This window comes from uncultured Actinobacillus sp., assembly GCF_945915845.1.
Lineage (GTDB): Bacteria > Pseudomonadota > Gammaproteobacteria > Enterobacterales > Pasteurellaceae > Exercitatus.
This window is the reverse complement of record NZ_CAMEFX010000008.1, coordinates 1-20573: the sequence shown is the minus strand read 5'-3', so window position 1 is coordinate 20573 and position 20573 is coordinate 1. Positions and strand designations below refer to the sequence as shown.

General features: G+C 41.4%; 20 protein-coding genes and 1 riboswitch. Of the genes, 9 read left to right on the top strand and 11 right to left on the bottom strand.

Features of this window, described 5'->3' with window-relative positions:
- Positions 1–64: 64 nt before the first annotated feature.
- Entirely contained in the window at positions 65–721 is a 657-nt protein-coding gene (locus Q0O89_RS03685) for a hypothetical protein (RefSeq protein ID WP_293730363.1), read from the top strand.
- Between the two features lie 125 nt (positions 722–846).
- Here the strand turns inward: Q0O89_RS03685 and polA are convergent, their stop codons facing one another.
- Entirely contained in the window at positions 847–3711 is a 2865-nt protein-coding gene (polA, locus tag Q0O89_RS03680; protein ID WP_293730362.1) for a DNA polymerase I, read from the bottom strand.
- A gap of 162 nt (positions 3712–3873) precedes the next feature.
- A riboswitch (TPP riboswitch) is annotated at positions 3874–3966 on the top strand.
- A gap of 162 nt (positions 3967–4128) precedes the next feature.
- Here polA and thiM point away from each other — a divergent pair.
- Genes thiM through thiE form a run of 3 tightly spaced genes read left to right on the top strand, consistent with a single transcriptional unit; the run spans position 4129 to position 6430 of the window.
- On the top strand, positions 4129–4938 hold the full coding sequence (gene thiM / locus Q0O89_RS03675) for a hydroxyethylthiazole kinase (RefSeq protein ID WP_293730361.1): 810 nt from the start codon (positions 4129–4131) through the stop codon (positions 4936–4938).
- A gap of 10 nt (positions 4939–4948) precedes the next feature.
- A complete protein-coding gene (gene thiD / locus Q0O89_RS03670) occupies positions 4949–5752 on the top strand; it encodes a bifunctional hydroxymethylpyrimidine kinase/phosphomethylpyrimidine kinase (protein WP_293730360.1) in 804 nt (267 codons plus the stop codon).
- Between the two features lie 9 nt (positions 5753–5761).
- Positions 5762–6430, top strand: a complete 669-nt coding sequence (thiE, locus tag Q0O89_RS03665; RefSeq protein WP_293730359.1) for a thiamine phosphate synthase — start codon at positions 5762–5764, stop codon at positions 6428–6430.
- Positions 6431–6538: 108 nt separating this feature from the next.
- On the opposite strand, the gene Q0O89_RS03660 is transcribed toward thiE, so the two are convergent.
- Positions 6539–8329, bottom strand: a complete 1791-nt coding sequence (locus Q0O89_RS03660; RefSeq protein ID WP_293730358.1) for an ABC transporter ATP-binding protein/permease — start codon at positions 8327–8329, stop codon at positions 6539–6541.
- Positions 8330–8494: 165 nt separating this feature from the next.
- Between Q0O89_RS03660 and Q0O89_RS03655 the strand changes: the two genes are divergently transcribed.
- Positions 8495–10159 carry a putative transporter gene (locus tag Q0O89_RS03655; protein WP_293730357.1) on the top strand — a complete coding sequence of 555 codons (1665 nt, stop codon included), beginning with the start codon at positions 8495–8497 and terminating at the stop codon, positions 10157–10159.
- A gap of 260 nt (positions 10160–10419) precedes the next feature.
- On the top strand, positions 10420–11745 hold the full coding sequence (srmB, locus tag Q0O89_RS03650; RefSeq protein WP_293730393.1) for an ATP-dependent RNA helicase SrmB: 1326 nt from the start codon (positions 10420–10422) through the stop codon (positions 11743–11745).
- A gap of 56 nt (positions 11746–11801) precedes the next feature.
- Here srmB and Q0O89_RS03645 read toward each other — a convergent pair whose 3' ends face one another.
- Positions 11802–12077, bottom strand: a complete 276-nt coding sequence (locus Q0O89_RS03645) for a hypothetical protein (protein WP_293730356.1) — start codon at positions 12075–12077, stop codon at positions 11802–11804.
- A gap of 90 nt (positions 12078–12167) precedes the next feature.
- Between Q0O89_RS03645 and Q0O89_RS03640 the strand changes: the two genes are divergently transcribed.
- Positions 12168–12416: a helix-turn-helix transcriptional regulator gene (locus Q0O89_RS03640; RefSeq protein ID WP_293730355.1), complete on the top strand. Its 249-nt coding sequence runs from the start codon at positions 12168–12170 to the stop codon at positions 12414–12416.
- A gap of 35 nt (positions 12417–12451) precedes the next feature.
- On the opposite strand, the gene purB is transcribed toward Q0O89_RS03640, so the two are convergent.
- From purB to tsaA, 3 genes are all read right to left on the bottom strand, one after another.
- Positions 12452–13819: an adenylosuccinate lyase gene (gene purB, locus Q0O89_RS03635; protein ID WP_273402538.1), complete on the bottom strand. Its 1368-nt coding sequence runs from the start codon at positions 13817–13819 to the stop codon at positions 12452–12454.
- Positions 13820–13834: 15 nt separating this feature from the next.
- The gene (gene hflD, locus Q0O89_RS03630) at positions 13835–14449 is read right to left on the bottom strand and encodes a high frequency lysogenization protein HflD (protein WP_135709074.1); all 615 of its coding nucleotides are present in this window, start codon (positions 14447–14449) and stop codon (positions 13835–13837) included.
- A 61-nt stretch (positions 14450–14510) separates the two neighbouring features.
- The gene (gene tsaA, locus Q0O89_RS03625) at positions 14511–15221 is read right to left on the bottom strand and encodes a tRNA (N6-threonylcarbamoyladenosine(37)-N6)-methyltransferase TrmO (RefSeq protein WP_293730354.1); all 711 of its coding nucleotides are present in this window, start codon (positions 15219–15221) and stop codon (positions 14511–14513) included.
- A gap of 80 nt (positions 15222–15301) precedes the next feature.
- Between tsaA and Q0O89_RS03620 the strand changes: the two genes are divergently transcribed.
- Together Q0O89_RS03620 and rraA are read left to right on the top strand one after the other, a co-directional pair.
- Positions 15302–16207, top strand: coding sequence for a 1,4-dihydroxy-2-naphthoate polyprenyltransferase (locus Q0O89_RS03620; protein WP_273318261.1), 906 nt, complete (start codon positions 15302–15304; stop codon positions 16205–16207).
- Positions 16208–16339: 132 nt separating this feature from the next.
- Positions 16340–16840: a ribonuclease E activity regulator RraA gene (gene rraA / locus Q0O89_RS03615; protein WP_293730353.1), complete on the top strand. Its 501-nt coding sequence runs from the start codon at positions 16340–16342 to the stop codon at positions 16838–16840.
- Positions 16841–16914: 74 nt separating this feature from the next.
- Here rraA and Q0O89_RS03610 read toward each other — a convergent pair whose 3' ends face one another.
- The 5 genes from Q0O89_RS03610 to rpsP form a co-directional block, all read right to left on the bottom strand.
- Positions 16915–18291: a GntP family permease gene (locus tag Q0O89_RS03610; protein ID WP_293730352.1), complete on the bottom strand. Its 1377-nt coding sequence runs from the start codon at positions 18289–18291 to the stop codon at positions 16915–16917.
- A 305-nt stretch (positions 18292–18596) separates the two neighbouring features.
- On the bottom strand, positions 18597–18947 hold the full coding sequence (rplS, locus tag Q0O89_RS03605; RefSeq protein ID WP_115637077.1) for a 50S ribosomal protein L19: 351 nt from the start codon (positions 18945–18947) through the stop codon (positions 18597–18599).
- A 36-nt stretch (positions 18948–18983) separates the two neighbouring features.
- Positions 18984–19721: a tRNA (guanosine(37)-N1)-methyltransferase TrmD gene (gene trmD / locus Q0O89_RS03600; RefSeq protein WP_273316525.1), complete on the bottom strand. Its 738-nt coding sequence runs from the start codon at positions 19719–19721 to the stop codon at positions 18984–18986.
- A gap of 49 nt (positions 19722–19770) precedes the next feature.
- Positions 19771–20298 carry a ribosome maturation factor RimM gene (rimM, locus tag Q0O89_RS03595; RefSeq protein ID WP_273316519.1) on the bottom strand — a complete coding sequence of 176 codons (528 nt, stop codon included), beginning with the start codon at positions 20296–20298 and terminating at the stop codon, positions 19771–19773.
- A gap of 33 nt (positions 20299–20331) precedes the next feature.
- Positions 20332–20573, bottom strand: a 242-nt coding sequence (gene rpsP / locus Q0O89_RS03590; RefSeq protein WP_293730351.1) for a 30S ribosomal protein S16, incomplete at its 5' end; no start/stop codon positions are given.

The following is a 20573-nucleotide window of genomic DNA, read 5'->3' as shown; positions in this document are numbered from 1 at the left end:
TTTCAGCGTCGTACAACAAACACATCATTTTACCCCAAATAAATTGAGAGCTAGGAAGTTAAAGATGAAAAAACTTTTCTCTACATTACTTTTTGTTACAACAATAGCTAATGCTGAAACAGTGAGTATGTTTGGACAACAAGTTGAAGTTGATATGTCCAATGCAACTCCACAAGAACGTATGATGCTTGATGTTTTACAGCAGAGCGAACAACAATTAAAAGATCAGCTTGGCGCAATTACGGGTAATCCTAATTCTTACAACGAGTTAATGGAGGCTGGCCGCCAAAGTAAACAGCAACAATTAGAAAGTTACCGACAAGAACTAAATAGCCCCGAATTTAAAAAGACACTCAAAGAGCTAAGGAGTTATTGCGACAACTTAAGCCTCGCATTATCGGATATGCGTAACGATTTTGAAGAAGCAAAGCGTAAGGACAAAGAGCGAGGACAAACCTACGATATTCAAGACGGTTATGCCTATTATATAAGCGAACTTGCCGCTGATAACTCAACTAAATCCAAGGCTCGATATGCATTTATTGAGCAATATGCGCAAAACAAAAATATTTTAGAATATTATTTATATAATATTAATGAAGTTAAGAAATCCTGCCATCAGGGACTAACCTCTATTTCAACAAAACCTGAATTATGGTTGAATGAACGAGCGAAAGTTCAGGCATTTCTTGAACAGCTAGGGATCTATTCATTAATGTAATCATCTACCGTAGAGTGACTCTTCCATTCAATCCCAATGGAGCTAGGTTTAACAAGCCATTAGGCTTTTAGAACAAGGACAGGCATAAAGCCTGTCCTTATAATATGAGTGAAGCTTATCCTAAATTAATGCGCCTCATCCCAATTTTGTCCCACGCCGACATCCACAATCAATGGCACGGCTAATTGAGCGGCGTTTTCCATTTTTTCTTTGATCAATTGACGATAAAACTCGATTTTTTCTGACCGCACTTCAAACACTAATTCATCGTGAACCTGCATAATCATTTTAATCTCATCGTTATCGCCAATTTCTTGGTCAATGGCAAGCATGGCTAATTTAATAATATCTGCTGCGGTGCCTTGCATTGGGGCGTTAATTGCCACACGTTCAGCTCCCTTACGGCGCATTGCGTTGCTTGAGTTAATTTCAGGCAAATACAAACGGCGACCAAACAGCGTTTCCACATAACCTTGTGCTTTGGCTTTGGCTTGAATATCCGTCATAAAGGTTTGTACATTGGGATAACGCTCAAAATATAAATTCATATATTTGGTCGCATCAGCACGAGAAATCCCCAATTGACGAGATAAACCAAAGGCTGACATACCATAAATTAAACCAAAATTAATCGCTTTAGCACTGCGGCGTTGTTCGCTAGTGACTTCATCTAAAGGCAAGCCAAAAATTTCTGCCGCAGTAGCGCGGTGAATATCTTTGCCTTCGGCAAAGGCTGTGGTTAATCCTTTGTCTCCTGACAAATGCGCCATAATCCGCAATTCAATTTGCGAATAGTCTGCCGCAAGAATTTGATAGCCTTCGCGTGCCACAAAAGCTTGACGAATACGACGACCTGCTTCATTGCGGATAGGGATATTCTGTAAATTCGGATCGCTAGAAGACAAACGTCCTGTCGCGGTGACGGCTTGATGATAAGACGTGTGCACGCGTCCTGTTTTCGGATTAATCATTTGCGGCAGTTTGTCTGTGTAAGTGGATTTTAATTTTGCCAATCCACGATGTTCCACCAGCAATTTAGGCAATTCATGCTCTAACGCCAATTCCTCCAACACTTCTTCTTTGGTTGATGGATCACCTTTCGGTGTTTTTTGTAATACAGGCAAATTTAATTTGTTGAACAAAATCTCTTGCAGTTGTTTGGGTGACGCTAAATTGAATTTTTCCCCTGCTAATTCATAGGCTTGCATTTCAAGGGCAGTTAATCTTTGACTAATTTCTTCTGACTGAGCCAATAATGCTTTAGCATCAATTAACACGCCATTGCGTTCCACGCGAGAAAGTACATTCACTAACGGTAATTCCATGTCGCGGAATAATTTCACTAATTCGGGCGTTTTTTCTAATTCCACCCAAAGAGTTTGGTGTAACTTCATGGTCACATCTGCATCTTCCGCCGCATATTCCGCTGCTTTCGCTAGCTCAATTTGATCAAAGGTCAGCTGATTTTTGCCTTTGCCAGCCAGTTCTTCAAATTCAATGGTTTTATGCCCAAGATAACGCTCGGACAAATCATCCATATTATGGCGACCTGTGCTGTTTAATACGTAGCTTTCCAGCATGGTATCAAAAGCAACGCCTTGCAACACAATGCCGTTATTGGCAAAAACGGTTAAATCATATTTAATATTTTGCCCGATTTTCTGAATGTCCGGATTTTCCAATAAGGGTTTTAAACGCGTCAAGGTTTCGGTTTTATTCAATTGATTTGGACACAATTCCCAACGCAGCTCACCTGTTTCAGGCTCGGCAAAAAGATCGCCCTGTTCTACAGTTGATAAGGCGGCTACTTGGTGTTGATGTGCCAACGGAATATAGCAAGCCTTGCCGTTTTCTAACGCGAAAGAAATACCCACCAATTCGGCCTGCATCGAATCAAGGGCGTTAGTTTCCGTATCCACGGCCACTAATTTGGCTTGTTCAATCGCCTTAATCCAGCTTTCTAATTGGGCTACAGTGGTGAGGCTTTCATACAAAGTGCGGTCAATTTTAACCTGATTTTTCACCGCACTTTCCGTAGGTTGAGACGGCGTTGCCTGATAATGATTAACCTTAATGGCTTGTTCCGTTGGCTTGGTCACTGAGCTTTCCCCTGTCAATACTTCATTCAGCCAACGTTTAAATTCATAACGTCCAAACTGTGCCGCCAGTTCATCATTATTCGCGCTGCCAATGGTGAGATCTTCTGGTTGCACCTCAAGATCCACATCGGTTTTAATGGTTGCCAACACATAAGACAAGTCGGCGTCTGCTTTCGCTGCAGCTAATTTTTCACCTAATTTCTTCGCCCCACGAATAGGTAAATCAGCGACTTTATCTAAATTCGCATAAATCTCTGCCATAGAACCAATCCCTTGCAGCAAACCTAAGGCGGTTTTCTCGCCCACACCGGCCACACCGGGGATGTTATCCGCGCTATCGCCCATTAACGCGAGATAATCAATGATCAACTCAGGAGGAATACCATATTTTTCCACGACACCATCACGATCTAGCAAGGTATTATTCATGGTGTTGATCAGCATAATATTCTCATCCACCAACTGTGCCATATCTTTGTCGCCCGTGGAGATCAACACTTTCTTCCCTTGTTTTGATGCTTGAACCGCTAATGTGCCAATCACATCATCCGCTTCTACCCCTTCCACTGAAAGTAACGGAATACCCAATGCGCGGATAATATTATGCAACGGCTGAATTTGCGCGCGTAAATCATCGGGCATAGGTGGACGGTGGGATTTATATTGCTCAAACATTTCATCACGGAAAGTCTTCCCTTTGGCATCAAAAACCACGGCAATATGGCTTGGTTGCACTTGCGCAATCAAACTTTTGAGCATATTCAACACGCCATACATTGCCCCTGTGGGTTCGCCTTGTGAATTCGTTAAAGGCGGAAAAGCATGAAAAGCGCGGTATAAATAAGAAGAACCGTCAACAAGAACAAGAGGATTGGGTGCGATCTGAGCCATAATATTTCTCGGGTTATCAATAAAAAGTGCGGACGATTATAGCGTAATTTTAGAAACAAATAAAAAAACGTCGATTTAACTCAATCCACATCTATGCCGATATATTTTATTTAGCTTAAGCTAGATTGATATTTGGGTTTTATCCATTTATACTCACAGAAGACATTTAAGTCGGGGTGCTGCTTGATGCGGCTGAGAAATACCCGTGAACCTGATACAGTTAATACTGGCGTAGGAAACTTATGAATATCATTCTTCTCTTTGATACACACGCAAGCTGCCTAAATATTTAGGTAGTTTGCGTGTGTTTTTGTTTTCTTATTGTTTCTTATCACGTTTTAACTCATTCAAAATAACGGTGTATTCTCACGTTTTCAGGCAGTTTATAAAATGAATTTACGTAGGAGAATATTTTTAATGAATCCCAAAATCATTTTTTTAGATGTTGTTCGTGAACATAATCCGTTAATTCACAATATTACCAATTTGGTTTCAGCCCATTTTACTGCTAATGGGTTATTAGCATTGGGTGCCTCCCCCATGATGGCAGAAAGTCCTGATGAAATGGCAGAATTAGCTGCCATTAGTGGCGCAGTTGTCCTGAATTTAGGCACACCATCTGATGAGAAAGTCTCTGCGATGTTAGCAGCAGGCATCGCGGCAAATCAAGCTGGCGTACCGGTAGTGCTTGACCCTGTGGCTGTTGGTGCAAGCCATTTGCGTCAAAAAACAGTAGCCACATTAACTCAAAATATTCAGTTTAGTGCTATTCGTGGTAATGCAGGGGAATTGGCATATTTAGCGGATGTGCAATGGACTTCCAAAGGTGTAGATGTAGGGCAAGGTTCAGGCAATTTAGCTGAAATCGCTCAGAAAGTCGCACAAAAATTTAACACAATAGCGGTTTTAAGTGGAGAGCATGATTTTGTTGCCAACGATAAACAGATAATAAAACTATCTAATGGTGTGGCATTATTCCCTAAAGTCACGGCCACTGGCTGTTTATTAAGTGCAATTGTAGGTGCATTTTTGGCGGTTGCTCCACGTGAATTTGCTTTTCAAGCAGCTTATGAAGCATGCACAGTATATGCTGTAGCAGGAGAATTAGCAGCTATCGGATTACAAGCCACACAATCAGGTACATTTGCAGTACGGTTATTGGATGCATTAGCTACAATTGATGCCACTCAAACCGAACAGTTAATGAAAGCAGAATGGATTATCTAGGAGAAAAACCATGACTATACCCCAAGTTTTAACTATTGCAGGCTCGGATAGTGGCGGTGGCGCAGGTATTCAAGCAGATTTAAAAACCTTTCAAATGCGTGGTGTATTTGGCACCAGTGTGGTAACAGCGGTAACAGCTCAAAATACATTAGGTGTACATCATATTCATATGATTCCATTAGATAATATTGCAGCACAAATTGAAGCAGTAGCAACTGACTTTACTATTTCGGCATATAAAATTGGGATGCTGGGTACTGCAGATGTGATTGAATGTGTGGCACATTCGATCAAAAAACATCATTTAGGAACATTCGTCTTAGACCCTGTAATGATCGCTAAAGGCGGAGAATTATTGTTGCAGAATCATGCTATCACCGCCTTAAAACGCGAATTGCTGCCTTTAGCGGATATCATCACCCCCAATTTGCCCGAAGTGACTGCATTAACAGGGGTTCAAGTAAACAATGATACTGATGCTCAATACGCCGCACAATTATTGCATGAAATGGGCGTGAAAACAGTCGTCATTAAAGGCGGGCATTTAGAGAATTCCAACAGCGCGGTGTGCCGAGATTGGGTCTTTTCAGGCAATGAAATGCACATATTGGATACACCTAGATTTGCCACACCTCATACTCATGGCACCGGTTGCACATTTTCAGCCTGTATTGCAGCAGAATTAGCAAAAGGTATAGACACATTGTCAGCCATTCGCATTGCCAAGCAAGCTATCAGTGCTGCCATCTCGCAACCCATTGGCGTAGGCAATGGTTGTGGCGCGGTTAATCATTGGGCAATGTCGGCTAATTAAGGAAATCAAATGTTTCAACGAGAATTATTATCTGTTTATTTCGTGGCAGGTACGCAAGATTGTTTGCATTTATCAACGGGAACGCCTGAACAAAAATTATTGTCTGCATTGGAAACGGCTTTGCAAGCAGGCATAACCTGTTACCAATTTCGTGAAAAAGGTGAATTGGCGTTGCAAGACAAACAAGCACAATGGCAGTTGGCGCGTGATTGCCAAGCGTTATGTCGGCAATATGGCGTACCATTTGTTCTTAACAATGATGTAGAAATGGCAGTAAAATTGGGAGCTGATGGTGTCCATATTGGGCAAAAAGATATGGCAGCACTAGAAGCCATTAAATTAATCCAAGGTAAGTTATTTTTAGGTATTTCTAATAGTACGCTCTATGAATTGCAAAATAGTTTAAAGCTACCTGATATTGATTATTGGGCAGTAGGGGCGATTTTTAACACGGCATCTAAACCCGATGCGATGCAAAATGTGGGGATTGATTTGATTCGCCAAGCTAAACAACTTGCTCCCAATAAACCTTTAGTCGCTATTGGCGGTATTTCGGTTGATAATGTTGCCAATATTTGGACTGCGGGCGCAGATGGAGTTGCGGTTATATCCGCAATTACACGATCCGATAATGTGATGCAAACAGTGCAAAATTTGCACCCGCCTTTACGCACATAGAGAAAAAAGCCGTCTGAACGCTTGTTTAGACGGCTTTACCATATTGAGATAACTGAATTCTAAATTAGTACATTCACCCAAACATCAAGAATCACTTCATCCAATTTATCAAGATGTTAACAAGTCCCAACTTTGTTTCTCTGGATTAATCACAAGTTGTTGTTGATGGTGTCTTTGTAATGTTGAACGATGTCCTACACTAATAATAGTCGTGTTTGGTAGTTTTTCTCGTAACAAGCGATACATTGCATCTTCCAAACCTTCGTCCATACTTGCCGTGGCTTCGTCTAAAAAGGCAACCGCTGGCTTGTGCATTAACAGGCGTGCAAAGGATAAACGTTGTTGTTCGCCTAGGGATAACACGCGCGTCCAATCATTTTCTTGTTCTAATTTATCCGCTAAATGTCCAAGTTGAACTTGTTGCATAATTTCAGCGGCTTGATTTAAATCGACATTTTCGGGCGCAACAGTTGGATAATAAAGGGCGTCAATTAAGCGACCTTGTGGTAAATACGGTTTTTGCGATAAAAATAATGCCTGATGTAATGGGTAAGATACCGAGCCTTCAGAGAAAGACCACAAACCGGCAAGGGTACGTAATAAGGTTGTTTTTCCTGCCCCTGATGGGCCTTTAATCAACACGGTTGCGCCTTGCGGTAGCGTTAAACTTAAATTTTTGATTAACACCTCTCCCGTTGGCTTTTTCACAAAAAGTTCATCAAAAATCACCGCACTTTCACTGTTTTTAATCACCACGTTGGACGTGCCTGTTGCCTGTGTAATTGCCGTATGGAAACCTGTTAAACGATCAAGCACAGCACGATAGCCTGTAAAATCATCGTAAGCGTTACGGAAGTAGGAAAGTGCTGATTGAACGCGCCCGAAAGATTGTGCGGTTTGAATCAAATCTCCCAGTTGAATTTGGTTACTGAAATAACGACCGGCTTGAATAATAAAAGGAAAAATAACAGAAATTTGGGTCATCATGACGTTAAAACCAGAGAGTTTTAAGGTCATATACACCATTTTCCACACATTATCGATCACCTGCTTAAATTGTTTAAATAACACCGATTTTTCCATTTTTTCACCACGGAAAAAAGCGATGCTTTCCGCATATTCTTTCACTCGGATCAAGGAATAACGATAGTTCGCGTTTAAACGTTCGTTGGCAAAATTTAAATGAATTAATGGGCGACCGATTTTAAAAGCGATGACACTGGTAACAAGTACGTAAATAAACACTAAATAGACCATAGCATGCGGAATCGTCACCCCTGAAATAGTCATGGGCCCTGATAAATTCCAAAGAATTTGTGTAAATGCCACAATGGATACGGCGGATGAAATCACACCTGTGGCGAAACTTAATGAAGATGACACAAAAGATTGCACATCTTGTTGAATACGTTGATCGGGGTTATCTAATTGATTATAAACATATTGTGACTTGTAATAGGCTTGATTTTGCGTCCATTTTTCTACCATTTGTTCATTTAACCAAGTCCGCCATTGGATAGTAAAATATTGAGTTAAATAATAGGTGAGCAAAATGTTACCAATATGTACCGCCGCCAAGACAGAAAATACCGCCATTTGAATCCAAAATACATTGGCATCCATTTTCTGCAAGGCATCGTACATGGCTTTGTACCATTCGGAAAACAAAATATCCAAACGCACGGAGACCAAATTAAAAAAGACGATGACTACAAAGAATGTCAGTGGTTTTAGACTGCGTTTAGGGGAAAGATAGCCGCGCGCTAATAACCAAAATTGATGCCCCCAACGGGTGGTTTTAACCAACGCCCATACCGTAAAAGAGAAAAATAGCGCGGTAATGCTCATCGCTTTTACAATCCAAAATAGGGACGTTAATAATTCTTGAGAATAATTCATAAAATTTGCAAATCCGTTAAAAAATAAGCGATTATTTTTCAGCAAAACCTAATCAAGTGCAAGAAAAATGTGACGAAGATTACACTTTTTGATCTTAGTTATTGGCTGTTTTAGCGAGATAGCTATAATGTTGGAATGAATTTTTATCACCCAAGGTAGGTAGTTATGTCAGATGTGGCAATAACAATGAGCTTACTCGCACTCGTGGCTGTTGTCGGGTTGTGGATTGGCCATTGGAAAATTAAAGGCGTAGGTCTTGGTATTGGCGGTGTGTTATTTGGTGGAATTTTAGTCTCTCATTTTACCAATCAATATGGTTTAAAATTAGACACACACACCCTTCACTTTATTCAAGAATTCGGTTTAATTCTCTTCGTTTATACCATCGGTATTCAAGTGGGGCCCGGTTTCTTCTCATCTTTGCGGAAATCAGGCTTAAAATTTAATGGCTTTGCGGTTTTAGTGGTCTTACTTGGCTCGGTGATTGTCGCCTTGCTACATAAATTTGCCGATGTGCCATTAGATGTTATTTTAGGCATTTATTCAGGGGCGGTCACCAACACGCCATCCCTTGGTGCCGGTCAACAAATTCTCGCAGAATTAGGGATGACTAACATCACTGAAACCATGGGGATGTCTTATGCTATCGCCTATCCTTTCGGGATCTGCGGTATTTTATTATCAATGTGGCTTGTACGTTTGTTCTTCCGTGTCAAAATTGATGAAGAAGCCATACAATTTGATCGAGAAACCGGGAAAGACAAAGAAAGCCTAAAAAAAATGAACATTAAGGTCAACAATCCTAATTTAGATGGATTGGCACTTAAAGAAATTTTAGGTTTTGACGGTGCAAAAGACGTGGTTTGTACACGCTTAAAACGCGGTGAAGAAATCTGTGTACCGCAAGCGGATACGGAAATTCATCTCAATGACTTATTACATTTAGTGGGTGATCCCAAAAGTTTGCGCAAAATGCAATTGATTGTCGGCACAGAAATTGAAGTGGAAAAAAGCCAATTCCACACAGGGACAATTCGCTCTGAACGCGTGGTCGTCACCAATGAAAATGTATTAGGCAAAAAAATCCGCACATTAGCCATTCACCAAAAATACGGCATTATGATTTCACGCCTAAACCGTGCTGGGGTTGAACTCGTACCAACGGCAAATTCCACCTTACAATTTGGTGACGTGCTTCATATCGTGGGTAACGCCGATATGATGGACAGTGCCATTGCCGTTCTTGGCAATGCACAATCTAAATTACAACAAGTACAAATGCTACCTGTGTTTATCGGTATTGGTTTGGGTGTTTTGCTCGGCTCCTTGCCCATTCATGTTCCCGGTTTCCCTGTGGCATTAAAATTAGGTTTAGCGGGCGGGCCTTTAGTGGTTGCCTTAATTTTGGCGCGGATTGGCTCTATCGGGAAACTCTATTGGTTTATGCCACCTAGCGCCAACCTTGCCTTACGTGAAATCGGCATTGTGCTGTTTTTGTCCGTTGTGGGCTTAAAATCAGGTGGTAACTTTGTGGATACCTTAGTCAACGGCAGCGGTATAGAATGGATGGGTTATGGCGCATTAATTACCTTTATTCCCTTAATGACCGTGGGTATATTGGCGCGTTTATATGCCAATATGAATTACCTCAGCATCTGCGGTTTACTCGCTGGCTCCATGACGGATCCCCCTGCGCTTGCCTTTGCCAATTCCATTAAAGAAGAAAGCGGTGCATCCGCACTTTCCTATGCCACCGTTTATCCTTTAGTGATGTTCTTGCGGATCATTTCACCACAGTTGCTGGCTATTTTGCTGTGGACAATGGCGTGATTTAGACAGACGGTATTATGTAGTACTTGCACAAAACTGAAATGGCGGTTGGTGAGCTTGTCGAACCATAAGACATTTCAGTGACTGCCCAAGACTTACGTTTCGACAAGCTCAACGACCGTCTTGGGCAACGGCTACATAACATCGAAAAACGTGCACAAAACCTTCCCAAAATCAACCGCACTTTTTCGCCCACGACAGGCGGAAAGTGCGGTATAATTTCGCCTAATTTTACACAGTCTATTAATATCGAGAACTTTATGTCACAACCTACTTTCGACGATTTTGATTTATCGCCCGAATTACTAAAAGCCTTGGCGAAAAAAGGTTATAACCGCCCAACAGCAATTCAATTAGAAGCCATTCCTGCCGCAATGGAAGAACAGGATGTATTAGGCTCTGCGCCAACAGGAACAGGAAAAACTGCCGCATTTCTCATTCCGGCGATTCAGCATTTGTTAGATTACCCTCGCCGCAAGCCTGGTGCGCCGCGCATTTTAATCTTAACCCCTACTCGCGAACTGGCTATGCAAGTCGCTGAGCAAGCAGAAGAATTGGCGCAATTTACCAAACTCAGCATTGCCACCATTACAGGCGGCGTTGCCTATCAAAATCACGGCGAAGTATTCAATAAAAATCAAGATATTGTGGTCGCCACCCCGGGACGCTTATTGCAATATATCAAAGAAGAAAACTTTGACTGCCGTGCAGTAGAAATGCTGATTTTTGATGAAGCAGACAGAATGTTACAAATGGGATTTGGGCAAGATGCCGAAAAAATCTCAGCAGAAACACGTTGGCGCAAACAAACGCTCTTATTTTCCGCCACGCTTGAGGGGGAATTGTTAACGGATTTTGCTGAACGTATTTTAAATGAACCGGTAAAAGTGGATGCAGAACCAAGTCGCCGCGAACGCAAAAAAATTAATCAATGGTATTATCATGCAGACAGCGTTGAACATAAAATTAAACTGGTCGCGCGTTTTGTGACACAAGAGAACGTAAGCAAAGGGATTTTATTTGTTCGCCGCCGCGAAGATGTGCGAGAAATTTCAGAAACCTTGCGTAAACGCGGTATTCGCTCAACCTATCTCGAGGGTGAAATGGCGCAAACCCAACGAAATAACGCCATTGATAAATTAAAAAATGGTGTCGTCACTATTTTAGTTGCAACAGATGTGGCTGCTCGCGGTATCGATATTGATGATGTTAGCCATGTCATGAATTTCGATTTACCTTACAGTGCAGACACTTATTTACATCGCATCGGACGCACCGCGCGTGCAGGTAAAAAAGGGACAGCTGTTTCGTTTGTCGAAGGTCACGATTATCGTTTACTTGGCAAGATCAAACGCTATACTGAAGAAGCACTCAAACCCCGTATTATTGAAGGGCTAGAACCGCGCACCAGTCCACCCAAAGATGGCGAAATCAAAACGGTGTCGAAAAAAGCTAAAGCGCGTAAAAAAGAGAAATTAGCGGAAAAGAAAAAAGCAGAACAAAAGAAAAAAATCAAATTGCGCCACAAAGACACAAAAAACATCGGTAAACGTCGTAAACCCAAAGCAGAACAGGGAAATGGTTAATTTGGTTGATACAACAAGCCCCATGCAAATCATGGGGCTTTCTTTTGGGGAATTTATTATAAACCCGAAGCCGCAGCCCCAAATCCTAATGCGGCAAGTAATAAAGGCGATGTAAACAAGCCGATAAGGGTTAACACCCAAGCAAGAATATTCACGCCAATTCCTTTGATATTTTTATTTTTTACCGCAATAACAGTGCCGAAAATAGCGACAATCGCGGCCAATGGAACAAAGATAGTACCAAAGAATAAAATACCGACTATGGCTAACACGCAAGCAATAATACCAGCCATTACGCCTGCACCTGTATTTTTTTGAACGTCTGTTGTCATATTATCTTCCTTATAATATTAGTTAAGAATGTTTTAGTATTTTTGCACCTAAAACAGGTGCAATTATATATTGAACCTAAAATGGGTGCAATGAAAACATTAAGAGCATCCATTCATTCTGCAGAACAGCAGGCGTTACGTCATTTATTTATTACGCAACGACAACATTTAGGCTTATCTCAACGCGCATTGGCGGAGAGAATGGGAGTGGTTTACTCTGTGATTGGAAAAATTGAAACCGGCGACCGCCGTTTAGATATAGTTGAATTTATTGAGTACTGCCACGCCTTAGAATTAGATCCTAAAGCAGTGATTTCACAATTAGAAGACTTAATGTAAATAAGGGACATACACCGGTATGCCCCTTTTTTGTTCTACAGTTTTTCCACTAATTTCACCGCATCACCAATATAGGTTGCCGGGGTTAATTGTTGAAGACGCGCTTTTTCTTCTGCCGGAATATCCAGTTTTTCCACAAATTCACGCATCGCTTGTTCGTCCACACGTTTACCGCGCGTTAACTCTTTGAGTTTTTCGTATGGTTTTTCAATACCATAACGGCGCATAACGGTTTGGATTGGTTCAGCCAACACTTCCCAGTTTTGGTTTAATTCATCGCGTAAGTGCTGTTCGTTGACTTCTAACTTGCTGATCCCTTTGCGCGTTGCCGCATAAGCAATTAAACAATAACCTAAACCGACACCTAAGTTACGCAATACCGTTGAGTCCGTTAAGTCACGTTGCCAACGCGAAATCGGTAATTTTTGACCTAAGTGTGTCATTACTGCGTTAGCCACGCCTAAGTTACCCTCGGAGTTTTCAAAGTCGATTGGGTTCACTTTATGCGGCATGGTCGATGAACCGATTTCACCCGCGATAGTACGTTGTTTAAAGTGGTTCAATGCAATGTAACCCCATAAGTCACGGTCGAAATCGATGATAATAGTGTTGAAACGTACCACACAATCGAAAAACTCCGCAATATAATCGTGCGGTTCAATTTGGGTAGTGTACGGGTTCCAAGTAATGCCTAATGATGTCACAAATTCTTCGCTAAATTTATGCCAATCAATGTTTGGATAAGCACTTAAATGGGCGTTATAGTTCCCTACTGCGCCATTGATTTTACCCAATACCTCAATATTTTGTAGTTGCTTGAATTGACGGCGTAAGCGATAAACCACATTTGCCATTTCTTTCCCCACTGTAGAAGGCGACGCAGGCTGACCGTGGGTACGCGATAACAATGGAATGTCTTTATATTCATTAGCAAGGCGAGTAATTTCATCAATCAAACTTTGCCATTCCGGTGTAAGCACTTCTTCACGTGCAGTTTTTAACATTAAGGCATGGGAAAGGTTGTTAATATCTTCCGATGTGCAAGCAAAGTGGATGAATTCTGATACGGCTTCTAACTCCGGAAGTGCGGTGGATTTTTCTTTTAAAAAGTATTCCACGGCTTTTACATCGTGGTTTGTGGTGCGTTCAATTTCTTTAATACGTTGAGCATCTTCAATGCTGAAATTTGCCACAATTTGATTTAAGTAATCGTTAGCTTGTGCCGATAATGCAGGTACTTCTTGGATTTCTGCCGTAGCGGCTAATTTTTGTAACCAACGCACTTCCACTGTCACACGGAATTTTAATAAACCGAATTCGCTAAAAATACCACGAAGTGCGGTGGCTTTATCTTGATAACGTCCATCGATTGGGGAAATTGCTGTTAACGCATTGAGTTGCATAGGAATTTACTCCGATTAAAGTGAATTGTAGATAGCTTGTGCCGCATTAAAAATCTTACGGCGAGAAAAAAGAATTTGCCATTTTGAACCGCCCACTTGTTGCCATAACAGAGCAGAACGAATGCCGGCAAGTAAACACGCGCGAATACGATTTTGAATTTTCTCTTGGCTCAAATATAAGGGCTTACCTTGCACTAAAAGCCGCTTACCTAAAGGGCTAATAATGTCAGTGTAAATGGTGGCAATAATATTGAGCATTTCATCATCAAATAACTGATGAAATTCTAACTGTGTGGGTAAATATTGAATACGACGCGCTAATTCTGCTTTGGCATCAGCATTTTTCGCTAATTTACCTGATAAAGCTAATAAGCCTAACCAATAACGAGCTAACTCAACATTTTCGCCATTTAGCTGTTCTAATAAGCTTTTTAACCCTAACTTTAAATTTGCCGTATCATTACCATAAACATCTAACACGCTAGTTGGCGATGTTTTTAATAAACTATTCATTGATGTGTCAAAAGCGTTTTTGTCTGCTTGACCGCTATGGGCGAATTGCTGCACTAAATGAGCAGCTTGACATACGCCTGCAAGTGATAATGCAATGTTATGGTAATCGTTTGCCATATTCTATTTATCTGGTTTCAAAGTGCGGTGGATTTTAGCATAGTTTTAGCAAAATTGGCACTTAAACTCGTTCAATATCGATCACGCAAACCGTGTTTTCATCGACAAATTGAAAACGCACATTAAATTCGTACAAATTCACACCATAAATCCTCTCATTATATTGCCCTTGCTGATACGCCGGGCGAGGATCCTGTTGTAAGACTTCCGTGATAAACCGCTGAAAGTGCGGTCGCAATTTTACCTGTTTTTGCACCGCACTTTGCGCCGCCTCAGAAAAAATCACGTTCAAATGGGTCTGTGGTTTTTCTTGTGCAAAACCTGATTGTGCATGGGGTTCACTATCGGCATAAGCAACATAAGGCTTAATATCAAAAATCGGCGTGCCATCCACTAAATCTACGGAGCCTAAATGCAGTAACACCTTGCCATCACGACATTCAATTTGTTTTAGTGCGACTTTGGATAATCCCAAAGGATTGGGGCGATGAGTTGCGCGCGAGGCAAAAACACCAATACGCTGATTGCCCCCTAAACGTGGTGGACGCACCGTTGGTTGCCATTTCCCGGTGAGGATTTTATCAAACTGGAAAATCAGCCAAATATGGGAAAATTGTTCCAAACCGCGCACTGCTTCAGGGGTATTGTATGGTGGCAATAATTCCACTATACCGGTACCATCTTGCACTAAATTCGCTTGACGCGGCACAGAGAATTTTTCCTTGTACGGAGTATGAATAATTGCCACAGGCGTTAAAGTCAGATCAGACATTGTTTTCGTTCTATGTTAAAATTCGTGACCTTATCATACCTGAAACCGCAGACAAGTGCGGTCAATTTTTGAAGAAATTTATGGCAAATCCAACATTAAAAACCTGGTTCGAAACAGCTCGACCAAAAACCTTACCCCTTGCTGTGGCAATTATTCTTACGGGTTCAGCTCTTGCTCAATGGCGTGATCAATTTCATTTAGGTATAACCTTACTTTGCTTACTCACCGCCACCTTGCTACAAATCGTCTCTAACTTTGCTAATGATTACGGTGATCATCAAAAAGGTTCAGACACCTCAGAACGTATCGGGCCTTTGCGCGGTATTCAACAAGGTAAGCTTACTGCCACTCAACTTCGTAATGGGCTTATTGCCGTCATTGTTGCTAGCTTTATTTCCGGTGCCTCACTCATTGCCTTGGCGTATGAAAGCATCAATGATTTAATCGCGTTTGCTGTGCTTGGCATTCTTGCCATTGTGGCAGCAATTACCTATACCGTAGGCAAAAAACCTTATGGCTATTTAGGCTTAGGCGATATTTCTGTTTTTCTCTTTTTCGGCTTATTAGCCGTATGTGGCACCTATTATTTACAAGCTCATAGCCTGAGTGCCGATATTTTTCTACCGGCGGCAGCCTGTGGTTTTCTTTCCACCGCAGTTTTAAATATCAATAACCTACGAGATATTGAACAAGATAAAAAAGCCGGAAAAAACACCTTAATCGTGCGCATTGGTGCGGAAAATGGACGCAAATATCATTGTGTTTTATTGGCAAGTGCGGTGATTTGTTATGGTATTTTTGCCTTACAGCACAAACCTTTGCTGCTGGCTATCATTGCTCTGATTGCACTATTACTCGCAAAACACGCACGTTTTGTATATATCAATAAAGAGCCAATAGCATTACGCCCAATGCTAGGAAAAATGTCAATGTTAGCATTAATTAGCACGGTTCTATTTAGTTTAGGCTTGCTAATTCTGCCGTAACAGGCATATACTAGGTAAATAATAAGGCATTTTAAATCGCTGAATTTTGATGGAATGTATTCTCTTGGACAGGGATAAACCCTGTCCCTACGAAGTTCGGTGAAATAGAAATAATTTCAAAAGGATATTCCTATGCGTATTGATACTTCTGAACTCTGTGATATTTATCTCGACCAAGTTGATGTGGTTGAACCGATCTTTTCCAGCTTTGGCGGTAATAATAGCTTTTGTGGCAAAGTTACTACGGTAAAATGTTTTGAAAATAATGGATTAATTGAAGAAATCCTGAGCGAAGATGGTGCGGGTCGAGTTTTAGTGGTGGACGGTGGTGGTGCCGTACGCCGCGCATTAATTGATGCAGATTTAGCACAGCTTGCCGCAGATAATCATTGGGAAGGTATCGTGGTTTTTGGTGCAGTACGCCAAATCGCAGACTTAGAGCATATTGATATTGGTATCCAAGCTCTCGCACCAATTCCTGTTGGCGCCGATGAATCAACTCAAGGGGAAAGTGATGTCCCTGTGAATTTTGGTGGTGTGACTTTCTTCCCTGAAGATTATATTTATGCCGATCTAACTGGGATCATTCTTTCACAAGAAGAATTGGACTTAAACGAATTAAATGAAGAATAATTCAATATAATCACATTAAAGCGCGGTCAATTTTAACCGCGCTTTATGCTAATAAGAGCCTCCCCCCTATCTGGTTACAATAAAATCAACGACAACACATACACCGTCATCATTCCCACAGCCCCCATGATAAATGTCATGGCTGTTTGAGTGCGATAACCTTGTTGTGGCGTCATTTTACCGAAGTTAGTCACCACCCAGAAGTAACTGTCGTTCGCATGAGACACACACATGGCACCTGCCGCAATCGCCATGACCACAAGAGCCGCTGCTATTTCGGTGGTGAAACCAAGCACAGCCATTAAACTATCACCACTCGTGTACATCCCCATAATTGATGCAGTGGTAATGATAGCCACTGTGGAGCTACCTTGTGCTGTTTTCAAAATGGCAGAAATTAAGAATGGGAAGAAAATACCCGCCATACTAATCACTTGGGCATTTTGTTTAATGAATTCTACAAAACCTGCCACAGTAATGACTTTACCTAACACGCCACCTGCTGCGGTAATAAATAAGATTGGACCGACAATTTTTAAGGTTTCATTGGTTAAATCATTAAATTCACTTATTCTATTGGTGCTGACTAAAAGAAAAACAGCAAAGATCACACCGATTGCCAAAGCAATAATTGGGTTACCTAAAAACTGAATTAATGTACCAATTGTGCCGCCTAATCCCATGATTTTCCCGATAGAACCTAATGCCATAAAAATAATTGGCATCAAAATTGGCGCAAGGCTCAAGAAGCCACTTGGCAATTTACCGTAATGTTGAATCAACTCTTCGTAGCTTTGAGAAATAACGGCATCCGCACTAGATTCATCTAATTGCACGCGTTTTCCGATATATTTTGCGAAAATATACACCGCGCTTAATACAGGAATAGAAACGACTGCGCCCATTAAAATGACCAACAAGAGATTATTGCCCACACCAACTGCACCTGCTGCGGCAATAGGGCCGGGTGTAGGGGGAATAAATACGTGTGAAGCATATAAACCACCGCTTAATGCCACAGCCATTCCCACGGGATTGGCTGCAATTTTACGGCGTAACGCTTCGCGAATAGGATTTAATACCACAAAACCACTATCACAGAATACTGGAATACCTACAACCCAGCCCATGATCAACATGGCGAGTTCAGGGCGTTTTTTACCCACAAAATTCACCACCATATCCGCTAATTTCAGCGCAGCCCCTGTTTTTTCCAGCACCGTCCCAATAATGGCGCCAAAGATAATGACGATACCAATGCTTTTAAATGTTCCACTAAAACCATCACCAATCATCGCAGGAATTTTAGCGAGATCGATACCCGCCACTAAAGCGAGTACAAGAGAAATGGTCATTAAAGCAAGGAAAGGATGGACTTTGAGTTTTGAAATCATCCAAATCATAATGATAATGGCAATCACAAAGCTAATAATTAAAGCAATACCACTCATACTAAACTCCTTTTTGAAATGAATTTAGATGCATATTACCAAAGTTGAAAAAAGAAAAATTAGAAGTGGATCACAACATAAAATAAAAGTGCGGCGAAAATACAAAAGATTTGATTGAAACAAAATTCATCTTGATAAACAACCTAGCACGAGCCGTGCTAGGTTTATTAAGCCCTGCCCTGCTAGGCTGTAATAGAAGAGCCGCAGAGCGGCTCAGATTAAATAACCTTATACGACTCGTATAGGTTTTATCAATAAACAAAAGGCTCGGATTGCTCCGAGCCTTTCGCACGCAAATCCGAAGATTATGCGCCAAGACGTTCTTTGATACGTGCAGATTTACCTGAACGCTCACGTAAGTAGTAAAGTTTCGCTTTACGTACTGCACCTTTACGTTTCACAGAAATGCTGTCGATTGCTGGTGAGTGAGTTTGGAAAACACGCTCAACGCCAGTACCGTTTGATACTTTACGTAAAGTGAATGCAGAGTGCAAACCGCGGTTACGAATTGCGATAACCACGCCTTCGAATGCTTGCAAACGTTTTTTAGAACCTTCAACTACCCATACTTTAACTTCTAATGTGTCACCTGGACGGAAGCTAGGTACGTTTTGTTTTAATTGTTCGTCTTCAAGTTGTTTAATGATGTTGCTCATTTTTAAACCTTTAATAATTAACTAGATTAAACTGAATTAACTGTTAGCGGATTTAATTTCTTTTAACAGTTTCTTTTGTTCGTCAGTCAGAGCTAGTTCTTCCAGTAGCTCAGGGCGTCTTAACCACGTTCGCTCAAGAGATTGCTTTAATCGCCATTTACGAATTTCTTCATGGTTACCGGACATCAGCACTGGCGGCACAGCCAAACCGTCTAACACTTCAGGGCGGGTATAATGTGGGCAGTCTAATAAACCTTCAGCGAAAGAATCTTCTTCTGCTGATGCTTGCTTGCCTAATACCCCTGGGATAAATCTTGCGACTGCATCAATTAACGTCATCGCAGGTAATTCCCCTCCTGTTAGAACGTAATCACCGATTGACCATTCTTCATCAATTTCAGTTTGAATCAATCGTTCATCAATCCCTTCGTAACGTCCACACACTAAAATCATTTTCTCATTTAGTGAAAGCTCTTTTACGCCTGATTGCTCGAGTTTACGTCCTTGCGGCGAAAGATAAATCACTTTCGCATCATCACCTAGTTCTGCTTTGGCATGTAAAATGGCATCACGCAAAGGTTGCACCATCATCAACATACCAGGACCACCACCATAAGGGCGGTCGTCCACAGTTTTGTGCTTATCATGCGTATAATCGCGAGGATTATAACAACGCACATCTAAGAGATGCTGTTTTACAGCTCGTCCTGTTACCCCAAATTCGGTGATTGCTTTAAACATTTCAGGAAACAGGGTGACGATCCCTAACTTCATATTTTTCATTCCAAAATGCTAATACTAAAGCGCAACCGCATACCTGAGATTAGAAACCAGCGTCCCAATCCACTTCAATCGTCTTTGTGGTGAGATCGACTCTTTTAACTACTTGTTCATACAAGAACGGAATTAAACGCTCTTGTTTACCGAAAGCATCTTTTGCATTAGCGCGCACGACCAAGACATCATTTGAACCGGTTTCCATCATTTCACGCACTGTTCCCATTTGGTAACCTTGCAAATTCACCACTTGGCAACCGATTAAATCGTGCCAATAGAAATCGCCCTCGTCCAATTCCGGGAACACTGACAAATCCACACCAATTTCAACATTAGCAAGAGTTTGTGCAGTTTCACGCTCGTTGACATTTTTCAACTTCACGATCAATTCATGATTATGATGTTTCCAGCTTTCAATCTCAGTTGGCTGCCATTGCCCCTTGATTTTCAAAAACCAAGGCTGATAATCGAAAATGCTTTCTTCATATTCTGTTGATGAATAAACACGCAACCAACCACGAATCCCATAAGTTGAGCCTAATTTACCGACTACTTCAATGCGTTGCTGTTCCATGTTTTTCACCTATAAAATCGTTTAGATTAGAAATTACGCTTTTTTAGCTTCTTTTACTAATGCAGAAACGCGATCAGATAAAGATGCGCCTTGACCTACCCAGTGGTTAACGCGATCTAAATCGATACGTAAACGCTCAGCTTGACCGGCTGCTAATGGGTTGAAAAAGCCGATACGTTCGATAAAACGACCGTCACGTGGTGAACGGCTATCTGCTACAACGATTTGATAGAATGGGCGTTTTTTAGCTCCGCCACGAGTTAAACGAATGGTTA